General features: G+C 45.2%; 9 protein-coding genes. 1 reads left to right on the forward strand and 8 read right to left on the reverse strand.

Annotation, left to right across the window (positions count from 1 at the left end):
• The first annotated feature begins 130 nt into the window (after positions 1-130).
• Positions 131-616: a stress response protein YvgO gene (yvgO, locus tag BTW01_RS13945; RefSeq protein ID WP_162103553.1), complete on the forward strand. Its 486-nt coding sequence runs from the start codon at positions 131-133 to the stop codon at positions 614-616.
• A gap of 46 nt (positions 617-662) precedes the next feature.
• Here yvgO and BTW01_RS13950 read toward each other — a convergent pair whose 3' ends face one another.
• The 8 genes from BTW01_RS13950 to BTW01_RS13985 form a co-directional block, all read right to left on the reverse strand.
• On the reverse strand, positions 663-2,675 hold the full coding sequence (locus BTW01_RS13950) for a Na+/H+ antiporter (RefSeq protein ID WP_162103554.1): 2,013 nt from the start codon (positions 2,673-2,675) through the stop codon (positions 663-665).
• 237 nt (positions 2,676-2,912) lie between these two features.
• Positions 2,913-4,625, reverse strand: coding sequence for an assimilatory sulfite reductase (NADPH) hemoprotein subunit (cysI, locus tag BTW01_RS13955; protein WP_162103555.1), 1,713 nt, complete (start codon positions 4,623-4,625; stop codon positions 2,913-2,915).
• 25 nt (positions 4,626-4,650) lie between these two features.
• Positions 4,651-6,471 (reverse strand): assimilatory sulfite reductase (NADPH) flavoprotein subunit, encoded by a 1,821-nt coding sequence (locus BTW01_RS13960; RefSeq protein ID WP_162103556.1) that lies wholly within the window; start codon positions 6,469-6,471, stop codon positions 4,651-4,653.
• Positions 6,472-6,638: 167 nt separating this feature from the next.
• Positions 6,639-8,963, reverse strand: a complete 2,325-nt coding sequence (helD, locus tag BTW01_RS13965; RefSeq protein WP_162103557.1) for an RNA polymerase recycling motor HelD — start codon at positions 8,961-8,963, stop codon at positions 6,639-6,641.
• A 185-nt stretch (positions 8,964-9,148) separates the two neighbouring features.
• The gene (locus BTW01_RS13970) at positions 9,149-9,757 is read right to left on the reverse strand and encodes a trimeric intracellular cation channel family protein (protein WP_162103558.1); all 609 of its coding nucleotides are present in this window, start codon (positions 9,755-9,757) and stop codon (positions 9,149-9,151) included.
• 171 nt (positions 9,758-9,928) lie between these two features.
• Positions 9,929-10,345, reverse strand: a complete 417-nt coding sequence (locus tag BTW01_RS13975; protein ID WP_162103559.1) for a disulfide oxidoreductase — start codon at positions 10,343-10,345, stop codon at positions 9,929-9,931.
• A gap of 4 nt (positions 10,346-10,349) precedes the next feature.
• Positions 10,350-11,018 carry a DsbA family protein gene (locus BTW01_RS13980; RefSeq protein WP_162103560.1) on the reverse strand — a complete coding sequence of 223 codons (669 nt, stop codon included), beginning with the start codon at positions 11,016-11,018 and terminating at the stop codon, positions 10,350-10,352.
• Positions 11,019-11,137: 119 nt separating this feature from the next.
• Positions 11,138-13,246 carry a heavy metal translocating P-type ATPase gene (locus tag BTW01_RS13985; RefSeq protein ID WP_162103561.1) on the reverse strand — a complete coding sequence of 703 codons (2,109 nt, stop codon included), beginning with the start codon at positions 13,244-13,246 and terminating at the stop codon, positions 11,138-11,140.
• Positions 13,247-13,357 lie beyond the last annotated feature (111 nt).

Raw genomic sequence — 13,357 nt, forward strand, 5'->3', positions numbered from 1 at the left:
TGCTTCTTTTTTCACGTCACAGCCAATTTCAATACACTATTTTATTCCTATTTTAGAAAAAATGAGATTATGAAAAACTGAGCAGGGTATTTGAATAGTGCAACCACCAAAAAACAAAGGAGGAAACATTTTGAAACACATTCGTATCCCAATGACACTTGCGCTTGGTGCCGCTTTGACCATTGCCCCTTTGTCTTTTGCTTCCGCTGAAGAAAAACCAACTCCAAAGATCTCGCAGACCAAAACAGCCCGAGCATCTGCGTCTGAGGTCGGTCTCAATGTAAACCTTGATGTGCTTGGCATTGCCAACCAGATTTCCGACGCCATTAAATCCGCACAGAACCGGGATGGATTTGTGAAAAATCTTATGGAGTCTTCCTTCTACGCTTCCGGTCAAAAATACAACGTCATGGTATTTAATTTAAGTCAGGAATATGAAGATCACTTACATGGTGTGCAATTTTACGGCTCAGCCGTTTACGACGGCATTACGTATGGCATATGGGTATTTGAAGACGGAACCTTTACAAACAAAGGGGATGGCGGCTGGATCAACTGGGCCTTCAGAGGCTGGTTCGACCGGGATGGCAGCACCGTCGAATTTCATCGCCCTTAATATATAGAAAAAAGCTGGCGCTCTGGCGCCAGCTTTTTTCCGTTATCTATTCGCCGCCTTCAAGCATGGCGGCTTCCACATCATTAATGTATTGGCGAAGCTCATGGGAGAGGTCCCGAGAAATTTCCCGCTCCTCGAAAAGCGTTTGAATTTCGTTTCTGATCGCCTGAACGGCTTTCAGCTTCACTTCCAGCTTCTGATTTTCAAATTGGGCGCTTGATCTTAGCTCATGATGGCTGTGCTCCAGCCTGAAAATTAACTGTTTATAAAATGAAATGACAGATAAAACCACTTCTTTATGTTCGTCCGCCTTATATTTTTCCAAGTATTCTATCGCTGCTTTTGCTGTTTTTACTCTCGTTGCCCGTATCAATCCCGCTTCATTTAAAATCGACATCTCCGGTTTTTTATGTTCACCGAAGAAAATCCAATACATCAGCCGCTTGAGCCTTGTTTTTGACAATCCGACTTTAAATGGGTTGCCATACAAAATCTCTAATTCATTAAACCGTTCTTGCAGCACATTTGCCGTTTCTTCCGGGATGTCTCCCCGCTCCAGCATTTTCATCAGTGCCTCTTGCTCAGCCTTAACCCCTTGCGCACGAACCTTTCGCTCATGTTTTTTGATCCGATTAGACGATGTATACTGCTGGAAACGAAGATTTTTCATTTTCTCATTGTATTCAGCTATCACCGCAAGAGAGGCCGTTTTGTTCGTCTCATTCATGTCCTCTTTAATCGTTTGGAGAGCTGTTTTAATCAATTTACGTCTCGCCGTCAGGAGCTTCTTATTGCGTTCCTCGTCCTCTTCTTCTTTTTCAGTCAGAATCGGCAGGACAACAGTGGCAAGGACAAGCGTACATAAAATGACGCCCGCTGCTAAAAAGAGAATCAGGTTTCTTTCGGGGAACGGTGTGCCATCCTCAAGAAAATACGGAATGGAGAAAGATCCTGCAAGCGTGACAGCTCCGCGCACACCGGAAACCGAAAGTAACAGCGTCGAACGCAGACCCGGTTTATAGATGTTCTGATCTTTATTAAAGAACCACTTGCCATTCCAGAAGAACAGCACCCACAGAAATCTGAGCAGCATCAGCGTAAATGTGATCACAAGGATATAGCTGATCACTTTCAAGTTGCTGATAGCGGTGTCGTTAAAGATGACAGAAATGACGTCTGGAATTTGCGTCCCGAGAATCACGAAAACCAAACCGTTCAAAATAAATAAAATGATGTTCCACGTACTCGAGGATACGATTTGCAGCTTGATCATTGTTGATTCCAAACGGTCCTGTTCAACCGCATGGGTGATTCCTCCCGCCACAACGGCCAAAATGCCGGAAACGCCGATTTCTTCCGCTGCCAAATAAATCACAAACGGCGTCAAAATCTGAATCAGCATATGCATCGTGACATCCTGCATACCGAGCCGGCGAAGAAATAGGCGAAAGCGGATAATCAAGAACGAAATGACTACCCCGCACAGCAAGCCTCCGAGAGAAATAATAACAAAGCTGAAAGCCGCTTGCGCTAATGAAAATGCACCGGTCACTGCTGCCGCAATCGCAAACTTAAAGGCCACCAGACCTGATGCATCATTCATCAGCCCTTCACCTTCAAGGAGGCGGAGAATCCCTTTGGGCATTTTCACTCTTCCTGATAATGCGCTGACAGCGACAACATCAGTCGGTGAAAGAATGGCCGCAAGTCCAAAAGCCGCTGCCAGCGGAATATCAGGAATCATCCAGTGTATCGTGTAGCCTCCTACAATCACAGTCGCAAATACAAGGCCGAGTGCAAGCAATAAAATCGGAGCCCGTAAATTCCAAAGCTCCGCCCGTGGCGTTCTCTTTCCATCATTAAATAGAAGAGGCGCAATAAACAGAACAAAAAACAATTCGGTATTTAATTCAAAATGTAGCCCCTGTGGAAACGAGGCAGCGATAATTCCGAGCGCCACCTGAATCAAAGGCACAGGAATAAACGGAATAAATCGGTTTATGATATTTGATATTGCAATAATCGTTAATAAAACGAGAACGACTAAAAATATGTCCAAATACATGACCTCCTTCGTTTGTTGTGTTCATGCTTGATGTGCTAGCAGAGGCTTTAGGCTTATTTAGATGGCTTTGTATTAATACGTGATTTCTCAGGAGTTCTCTCCGCACTTGTCTTCTTTTATAGTACCCTTTTTAGGGTATTTTTTCTCATGATATGCTCACTGTGAACTTTTTTGCACCAGAGCAAATTCAAAAAAAGAGACAAGGAATGATCCCTGCCTCTCATCTCTTTATCAATGATGAAAATTCGTGCCGTCAGTCGTTGCTTTAATGATTCCTGCGCGGATGACAAAGTCACCGAAGTGTTCGCCTTCTTCACGTTCTTTCGCATAGCGGGAAAGAAGGACGCGCAGCTCGCTTAAAATATCTTCTTCACCGATGTTTTCACGGTACATTTTGCTTAAACGGCTTCCGTCAAATGCAGCGCCAAGATACATATTATATTTGCCCGGCGCCTTTCCGATAAATCCAATCTCACCAAGTGCATGGCGTGCACACCCATTCGGGCATCCTGTCATGCGTATGGTGATTTCCTGATCACGAAGGCCGTTTTCGTCAATAATCTCTTCGACTTTATCTAAAAAGGTCGGTAAATAACGCTCTGCTTCAGCCATTGCCAATCCGCAGGTCGGGAGAGCGACACACGCCATAGAACTGCGGCGGAGCGCTGAATGATGCTTGCCGTCAGTGAGTCCATATTGCTCGATTAACGCGCTGATTTCAGCTTTTTTCTCACTTGAGACGTTGGCGATAATCAAGTTCTGATTGGCTGTCAGACGGAACTCGCCTGTATGAACTTTAGCGATTTCCCGCAAGCCAGTCATCAGCTTATAATCATCGTAATCCGTTATACGGCCGCCTTCGACAAACAGCGTGAAATGCCATTTATCCTCAATGCCTTCCACCCAGCCATAGCGGTCACTGTTATGGTCAAAATGATACGGCTTCGCTTCTTCCAGACTCCAGCCGAGGCGGTTTTCCAATTCTTCTTTTACGTTTTCTAAACCAAGGCGGTCAACCGTGTACTTGAACCGTGCATTTTTGCGGACAGAACGGTTTCCGTAGTCACGCTGAATCGTAATCGTTTTTTCAGCAACGTCATACATTTGCTCAGGACGGCAGAACCCAATTATCTTAGCTAATTGCGGATATGTCGCTGTGTCGCCGTGTGTCATTCCCATGCCGCCGCCGATGGCCACGTTAAAACCAATCAGTTTGCCATCTTCAACGATCGCAATAAATCCGAGATCTTGTGAGAAAACGTCAATATCATTAGACGGCGGAACGGCAATACCGATTTTAAACTTCCGGGGCAGATAGAGCGGTCCGTACATCGGCTCGACTTCTTCTGGCGTGCCAGCCACTCTTTCCTCATCAAGCCAAATTTCATGATATGCTCTCGTTCGTGGCAGCAGATCATCACTTAATTTTTTAGACCATTCGTAAACCTCTGAATGGATGTCAGACTGATAAGGATTCGAAGCGCACATAACATTGCGGTTTACGTCTCCGCAGGCTGCGATTGTATCCAAAAGTGCTGAATGGATCGTCTGAATGGTTTTCTTCATATTCCATTTTAAAATTCCGTGCATTTGGAATGTTTCACGGGTTGTCAGCTTTAATGTGCCGTTCCCATATTTCTGAGAAAGGTCATCCATGACAAGCCATTGCTCAGCCGTTGAAACGCCTCCTGGCATGCGCACACGCAGCATGAACTGATAGGCCGGTTCAAGCTTTTGCTTTTGGCGTTCATTGCGGAGGTCGCGGTCATCCTGCAAATAACTGCCGTGGTGTTTCATCAGACGGTTGTCATCATCCGGAATTCCGGAACTGATCCGATCCATCATCACTTCTTTCAGTGTGCCGCGCAAGTAGTCACTTTCTCTTTTAATGCGTTCAACATCGCTTGGAGAGCCGTCCGGTGCTTTTAAATTTTTGGTCACCATGTTGAAAAACTCCTTTCAAGTGAAATCAGTATACATCACGCTGGTAGCGTTTTTGCTGCTGCAAATCGGCAAGATAAGCTTCCGCTTCATCACGGCCCATATTGCCTTCTTTTTCGATAATATCAAGCAATGTGTGATGGACGTCATGCGCCATATGCTTTTCATCGCCGCAAACGTAAACAGCCGCACCTTCTTGAAGCCATTCGAACAATTCTGCGCTCTGTTCAAGCATGCGATGCTGCACATAGACTTTTTCTTCCGTATCGCGTGAGAACGCCACATCCATTTTTGTCAGCACACCGTCTTTAAGCCAATTCTGCCACTCTGTCTGGTAAAGGAAATCTGTCACAAAGTGCTGATCGCCAAAGAACATCCATGCTTTTCCTTCCGCACCCGTTTCTTCACGCTCCTGCATAAAGGAACGGAACGGCGCGACGCCTGTCCCAGGGCCGACCATGATAATCGGCGTTTCAGGATCTTTCGGAAGCTTAAAGTTTTGATTATGCTGGACATAAACCGGCAGTGTGTCGCCCGGCTGCAGACGCTCTGCACATAAAATCGAGCAGACACCTTTTCGTTCACGGCCGTGCGAATCGTAGCGGACTGCGCCGATCGTTAAATGCACTTCATCCGGATTTGCTGATAAACTGCTCGCAATCGAATAGAGACGGGCCGGCAGTTTCCGGAGAATCGAAACAAACTCCTGCGCTGATACGCTGAATGGGCCATAATCCCGAACGAGATCAAGCAAATCTCGCCCTTCAAGATATGCTTTTACGTTCTCTTCATTCCCCGGAGCTAAAAGCTCTCTAAGCTCATCGCTCCCAGACAGCTGGGCCGCCTGTTCAAGAAGCGGTTTTGTGAGAATGGTAATCTCGTAGTGAGAAATGAGCGCTTCTTTCAGCGGACGAACATCACCTTGCTTATTGATCGTCACAATTTCCTCAGGGTCCCAATTCATTTCTTTAAGCAGCAGATCCACAAGCTCAGGATCGTTTTCCGGATAGACGCCGAGGCTGTCACCAGGCTCGTATGTCAGGCCAGATCCCTCAAGAGACAGCTCCACATGGCGTGTTTCTTTATTCGATCCTCTGCCGTTCAGATTTATATTTTCTAACACTTCAGCCCGAAACGGGTTTGTTCTGGAATATGAAGACTCACCGGTTTGAGGCGCAGCAGCTGCCGGCGCCGGTGCACCACTTCCGCCCCCGGCTTCACTTAATCCCTCAAATACGCTCTCAAGCCATTCTGCTGCCGGCTCATCATAGTCAAGGTCGCAATCAACGCGCGGAGAAATCCGAGTTCCGCCGAGTTCTTCTAAGCGCTGGTCAAACTCTTTCCCTGTCTGGCAGAAAAATTCGTACGAGCTGTCACCAAGCGCCAAAACGGAAAAACGAAGGTCTTCAAGCTTAGGCGCCCGTCTTCCATGCAGAAATTCATGAAACGATAGCGCGTTATCGGGAGGGTCACCTTCACCGTGCGTACTGACAACGATCAAAAGATTGTTTACTTTCTTCAGCTGATTCAGCTTGAAATCGCTCATAGATGAAACGTTCACTTGAAAACCGCGCTGTTCAAGCTGCTTGCCGGCGTTCTCCGCAAGCTCCTGTGCGTTTCCTGTCTGTGAACCGTAAAGAACGGTTACTTCTTTGGAAACAGCCGGTGCCGGCGCTTCTGCAGACACAGCTGCTACTGGCGTCCCCGCCGTTACTTGAACGGAAACAGATTGAGCAGATAAATATCCGCTCAGCCAAATTTTTTGAGATTCGGTTAAGGTTGGCAGAAGGCGGTTAAGGAGCTCTGCCTGCTCCTGATTAAACGGACTGTTCATTACCTGAAGTTGCAACATATCCACCTCACAAAGTTATAAACTGATCGAAAATTGCATCTAATTAAACTTTACCGGAATACTAGGCTTAAGTAAAATATATTTACATGATGATAACTATTAAGAATCCTAATGATAAAACCGCTTTGTTTCATTAAATAAAAAAGAGAAGGATCTCCTTCTCTTCATTCAGCATTCTGATATAAATGAGGCGGCACAGCCGTTACAAACGGACTGGCATTCCCTGTATAAAACACCGAAAGCACATGCATGGCTCGGGTGCAGGCAGTGTATAACAGCCTGCGATCATGCTCAGTTCGGAATTGTTCTTCTGATGCATCGTAAACGAGGACTGCGTCAAACTCAATCCCCTTCGCTAAATAAATCGGAATGATACAAACTCCTTTTTGAAATGTTTGATTTTCTTTATGGATCAATCGAACATCTATATATTCACTCATGTACGCGTGTGCTTGTATGCTTTGCTGCGCAGTCTTGCAAATGACGGCTATCGTTTCATGACCTTGCGTCTTGAGCCGTTCAATTTCTTTCGTAAGCTTTTGACAAAGGTCCTCACGTTCTTTCGTTTTGAAGACAAGAGGCATTTCCCCGTCTCTGTTAAAAGGCTCAATGTCCGCTCCGTCCTGAAGCATTGTTTTTGTCAGCTCGACAATCTGCCTTGTTGATCTATACGTTCTCTTTAAACGAACATATTCAGCCGGCTCACCTTCAAAGTACGCATCCATTCGTTTTGCGCCATGTATGGCATGGGAATAGATAGACTGGTTGACATCGCCGAGCACCGTCATGCTGGCGGCTGGAAAAATGCTTCTCATGTACGCCATTTGAAACGGCGAATAATCTTGAGCTTCGTCAATAAAAAGGTGTTTGATCTTCGTATTTTTCTTTCGGCCTTCAATGAGATCCTGCATATAAAGAAACGGCGCCGCATCCTCATAAAGCAATTGATTTTCCGCAAATGCCGATCGGGTCAGCTCTCCTATTTCTGCCATTTTCTCAAGCTGAGACTTCGTTTCGCAGCTAGAAAACAATTGCAGATACAGCTGTTTTACATCAAGAAACGCGAAGCGTTTGACCGCTTGCTTAAGCGGCTTGAAAGCCTTTCTCACAATGATGGCGGCAAGCAGCTGTTGCTCTCTTTGATAATCGTTAAATGTATTCTCATTAAACTGCTTTCTTTCCTGCAGTTTTTTGTACACGTCCAAGTAATCCTCTTTGTCCAGAAGCTCAGCTGCCTGAACGACCCAATCTTTACGCCGTTCCTTTTTCTCAAGCTTGTTCAGCTCAACCAGCAGCCGCTTCGCCGTTTGCTCCATGCGGTTCGGAATGGACTGGCTTTGGTCAAGTGAGTAAAAATAGGATTGAATCTGTTCCTTTGTGATTAATTTTTGTCCGCGGAAGACGATGTTTTTAAAAATCATCCCTTCAGAGGACAGCCGTTTGACGTATTCATCAATGAATCGCTGAAAAGATAAGCCAGCTTTCCAAATGATTGCCGAAACCCTAAAAGGAAAAGTGCCATCTGTTTTTTCTGTCAGGCAATATTCGAGCTGCTCAAAAGGGCTTTCACATTGAAATTTGCGGCCAAGCCGATGCTCAATATATTCCTGAAACGTCGCCTGCTCCATATTCTCTTCTCCTAACTCAGGCAAAACAGAGGAGACATAGCTGTTAAATAAAAAGTTAGGAGAAAATAAAACGATTTGTCCGGCATCAATAACACCGCGATGTCTGTATAACAAATAAGCAACACGCTGAAGCGCGGCCGATGTTTTTCCGCTCCCAGCCGCTCCCTGCACGATCAGAAATTTGCTTTTTTCATTACGGATAATCTGATTTTGTTCTTTCTGAATCGTTGACACGATGTTTTTCATTTGGATGTTAGAGTGATGGCTTAATACCTCTTGCAGCATCTCATCGCCAATCGTCATCTCTGTATTAAACATCGCCTTAAGAGCGCCATTTTTGATGATAAACTGGCGTTTCAGCAACATTTCGCCTTCTATCGTTTCACCGGGCACTTCGTACTCCGCTTTTCCTGGGGAATAATTGTAGTACATACTTGATATCGGCGCTCTCCAGTCATAGATCAGAAATTGTTCCTCCTTCTCATCCATAAAAGAAGCCAAACCAATATAAATTCGCTCCGCCATCCCCTCTCCCTTTTCAACAAAATCAATCCGGCCAAAATAAGGCGACGCTTTTAATTGGTGAATTCGTTTGAGCTGCTGATCTATACGCCGATGATTCCGCTCCCGATCAGACAGCAGCTCGGCCTGCTGCTTCATGCTCGCCATCGTTTCAACCGCTTCATGGGCATCATCAAGATTAACCTTAACATCCTCCCAAAAGTTTTTTCTTAACCCGATAATATCTTGCTTTAACCCGCCCGCAGACGTTTCCAGAAACCGCTCTTTTTTGTCCAGCTCCTGCAGCACCTCGTCTATTCTTGACTGTTCTTCCTTCCATTCCTTTTCCTGCTGATTCATGAACGGCACCTCCAGAAAATAGTTGACAAACATAGATTAAATACTGTATAATATAATTGGATACATATATAGATATATATAAATGAGAAAATACAATTTATCTTACCACATCACCCAATATCAATCAAGGTTTGGGTTATTTATATGCAAAAAACCGATTTCAATGCGAAATCGGTTTTTTGATGCTAGTTATCTAAACGAAAAGAACGGTTTGGCAGCTTCCACTTAAACATATAGGAACAAATGCGGCACACAACGAGCACGAAAAACAGAACATACAAGCCGAATGAGTTTCCCAGCCAGCCTAAGCCGACGATTAATCCGCCTAGAGCCGCCCATACTGCATAAATTTCTGCTTTCAGCACAAGCGGCTTGCGTCCGGCAAGAAGATCGCGAATTATACCGCCGCCGCTCCCGGTCAGCACCGCAGCCACAATGACGGCACTGAGCGGATGTCCCATTTTGACGGCATACAGCGCGCCTTGGATGGCGAAGGCTGCGAGGCCGATCGCATCTGATAAATTGCCCCATTTGTTCCAATGCTTCAGCAACAGCTTCGGAAATAGAAACACAATGGTAATAGCCACGAGAGCGATTTGAAAATATGCGCCTTGCTCCCATAATGCTGACACCGGAACTCCGATCAGCAAATTACGGATCGCTCCTCCTCCAAAGGCAGTGACGATTCCTAATATATAAACTCCTAAAATATCATATTCCTCTTCCATCGCAACGATTGCACCACTGACTGCAAACGCAATGATGCCAATTACACTGAGAAGCTCCCAAGCCATTCTGATGACTCCCTTTATGTTTGTTAATTTTTCTGACGATCTCTAGATTTTATAATCGCTCGAGCGTAAAATCAACAACATTTTCACGATAAAAAAGATAAATGTTGAGAGAATATATCAAACGGGTTTTCGAGATTCAAAAAGCACCCGGCATACGCGGGCGCTTTATCGTTACTCAGATTTTTCACCTTTCAGCAGGCACATAAAAACAATAATCAGGATAAAAGCAATCAGGGCCAGGAATGGAATGGTTATAAAGCCGAACCAGTTTATATATTGGCCTGAGCACGGCACGCCGCTTATACACGGCTTAATACCGGCAAAGCCGGGCACTTTTTGCTCTAAATAGTGCATTGTCGACACGAATGCTCCGATAATCGCCATCGGAAGCACATATTTTTTCACGCGTGTGTCCCCTTGAAAGGTCGCAATTCCTAAAATCAGCACGAGCGGATACATGAGGATACGCTGGTACCAGCACAGCTCACACGGGACGAATTTTCTGATTTCACTGAAATACAGGCTGCCGAGCATAGCGACAAGAGCGACAACCCAGGAAGCATATAAAAATACGATTCTTTTTTTCATATGACTACTTCCCTTTCAGCTCTTTTTCTATCGTTTCTTTGATTTCCTTATAATCCGCAAAATGTTTGATCACTTTATCATTCACGTAAATCGTCGGTGTTTCTTTTATGTTCATCTTCTGATTAAGGTTAGAATCTTTTTCCACTTGAGAAGCGAATGTTTCCTTATCAAGGTTGTCCTTGAGCGCCTCAGGTTTTATCTTTGTGGTGCTTTTAGCAAGATCACCAAGGACGGCTGGTGTTACCCATTCCTGTTCTGTGTCCGGCTGTTTCTCGAACAGCTTTTCATGGAATGCCCAGAAAGAGTCAGGGTCTTCTTTCCATACTTCCTCTGATGCAAGAGCCGCTAATCTAGAGCCTTTTCCATGAAACATCACATTCACGAATGAAAATTTCACATCGCCCTTATCAATAAAGTCTTTTTGTATTTTTGGGAAGATGTCACTGTTAAACATCTTACAAGACGGACATTTGTAATCTCCGAATTCAACTACAGTTACCGGTGCATCATCCTTGCCGAGCACAGGCTGGCCTTTAATAGACGGCTGTGCGGAAACCGCTTCATTGTCTTGTTCCATTTTGTTATTAATGATAACAATGGCTGCTAATAAGACAACAACCACAACCGTAAGGATAACCGCAAATTTCGCAGAAGACTGCTGTTTCTTTTTCACTCCGACACCTCATCGTTTTAAAATTAAAAAAGAAGCGGATCACATCTGACCCACTTCTTTATTTTAACAAGACAAACGCCGGTAAGAAAACCCCGAAAAATTGAATTCTCTCCGACAATTTATCTGTTTTTGACACGCATAACGCGCATGGCGTTTGCCACAGCGAGCAGTGTAACGCCGACATCTGAGAAAACCGCTTCCCACATCGTCGCAATTCCAAATGCTCCAAGAATGAGAAAGACCGCTTTTACACCTAAAGCAAAGCCGATGTTTTGCCACACGATTCGCCGCGTCCGTTTCGCAATCCGAATCGCTTCCGCTATTTTGGACGGCTGATCTGTCATCAGCACAACGTCTGCAGCTTCGACCGCGGCGTCTGAACCAAGTCCGCCCATGGCTGCTCCGATATCTGCACGCGCAAGCACCGGCGTATCATTGATACCGTCACCGACAAAAATGAGTTTTTCATTTTGTGAAAGCTCGGCTTCTAACGCTTCGACCCGCGACACTTTATCCTGCGGCAGCAGCTCCGCATACACCTCGTCGATGCCTAGCTGTTTTCCGACAGCTTCTCCTGTTTGTTTCGAATCACCTGTCAGCATAATTGTCTGTTTAATTCCGAATGATTTCAAATCGGCAATCGCCTGTGCTGCATCTTCTTTTACTTCATCCGCTATAATGATGGCTCCGGCATAGCGTTGATCAACAGCAATGTGGACGATCGTCCCGGCATGCTCATCTGAGACGCCCTCAATCTGTTCTCTTTCCATGAGTTTTTTATTCCCGACAAGAATCTCAGTTCCGTTTACATTTGCAACAATGCCGTGGCCCGCTATTTCCTCATAGGATTCTATCGCGTCAGAGGAAATTGCTTTTCCGTAGGCTTTACGAACAGATTCAGCAATCGGATGCTGTGAATGAAGCTCAGCATATGCGGCCGCTTCAAGCAAACGATCCTTTATGAATCCTTCTGCAGGTTTGATTTCTGTTACTTCAAAGCTGCCTTTTGTTAGTGTCCCTGTTTTATCAAACACAGCGTATTTGACTTGATTCAAGGCTTCTAAATAATTGCTTCCCTTCACAAGCACTCCAGCCTTTGAGGCTGCGCCAATCCCGCCGAAAAAACCGAGCGGTATAGAAACAACGAGCGCACATGGGCAAGAAATCACTAAGAAAATAAGCGCGCGGTACACCCAATCGGAAAGTGCGGCGTCAGAAAGAACCAGCGGAGGGACAAAGGCCAGCAATGCCGCGATGATCACCACGGCAGGTGTATAATACTTGGCAAATTTCGTGATAAAGTTTTCCGTCCGGGCTTTACGGCTGCTCGCATTCTGAACTAAATCTAATATTTTCGATACTGCAGATTCCTGATAGCCCTTTGTAACTTCAATATGGAGAACGCCGTTTTGGTTGATAAAGCCTGACATGACCTCTTGCCCTTCTGCGGCTTTTCTCGGTACAGATTCACCGGTCAAAGCGGATGTATCAACCATTGCTGATCCCAGCACAACCTTACCGTCAAGCGGGATGCTTTCTCCCGGGTTGACCACAATAATATTACCTGTCTGAACATCTTCCGGAGAAACCTGTTCAATGCCGTTCTCTGTTTTCACATTGGCATAATCAGGCCGTATGTCCATTAGTGCACTGATCGATTTTCTAGACCGGCTGACCGCTGCTCCTTGAAAAAGCTCGCCAATTTGATAAAACAGCATAACGGCGACGCCTTCTGGGTATTGCTGAATCAAAAAAGCGCCGATTGTGGCAAGAGCCATCAAGAAATGCTCATCAAACACCTGACCGCGGCTGATGTTTTTGACTGCCCGAATGATAATGTCACCGCCAATAATCAAATAGGCGGCGAGGAAAAGCAAAAATTCGATTGTTCCGGAATGAACGAAATAGGCCGCTGCTCCAAATATGACAGCCGCTGACATTCTGACCAGCATCTTAATCATTCGATGACGATACCCGTCATCAGCCGGCTTCTTTTTATGCTTTTGACGAACCATTACATGCGGATCGATTGATTTCACCTTTTTCTCCACCTTATCGGTGACCCATTGCTCTTCTTTTCCATCAGCTGAGACAATTAAGGTGCTTGCCGCAAAATTAACCGCACATTCGTCAATGCCATTTATGCCTTTGATGCCATTTTCAATTTTTTGAGCACAGTTGCTGCAATCCAAACCGTCCAGAACATATTCCTGTTTCACTAGTCTCACCTTACCTTCCGATTTAAGGTTCCCTCTTTAAAGCGCATCAATGAGTATTCGTGAATTTATATATATATGAACATATACTCATATATTAATTACATCTATTATATGTTCAAT

Source organism: Bacillus sp. SKDU12, from assembly GCF_010093085.1.
Lineage (GTDB): Bacteria > Bacillota > Bacilli > Bacillales > Bacillaceae > Bacillus > Bacillus mexicanus.